Source organism: Dellaglioa sp. CoH-57-MRSF-17, assembly GCF_056782015.1.
Window position 1 is genome coordinate 1 of record NZ_JBXAXY010000069.1, and the last position, 381, is coordinate 381.

Sequence of the window (381 nt, forward strand, 5' to 3'; positions counted from 1 at the left end):
GCCGCCAGTCCCGATTGCAGCGCGGCCAGCGTCGCCCCGCCGTTGGCGACGCCGGTGGACAACGACGACACGGCGAGGCCAGTCGACGTCGACAGCATTGCGATCGAGACCGCGTTGGCGCTGATCGCCTGGTTGGCGGTGTAAAGCTGCCGACCAGACACGGCGCCCGTGCTGGTGGCCGTCAGTGCCGCGTCTGCGACGTTGGTGAGCACGACGGGCGATCCGACGCCGGGGGCGCCGAGCGTGACGCGCGAATGCGTCGAGTCATCATAGGAGACTGCGCCGTCGCCGACGGCGCCCACAGCCGCCGTTACGCCCTGCAGTTGCTGCAGGTTGACCGCGTCGGTGGCGTTTGTGCCGGCGGCTACGCCCTTGATCTGG

1 pseudogene is annotated in these 381 nt (G+C 70.1%); it reads right to left on the reverse strand.

What is annotated here, in order from left to right:
* A pseudogene (locus AC1RPJ_RS07905) lies at positions 1-381 on the reverse strand (hypothetical protein); the annotation flags it as partial.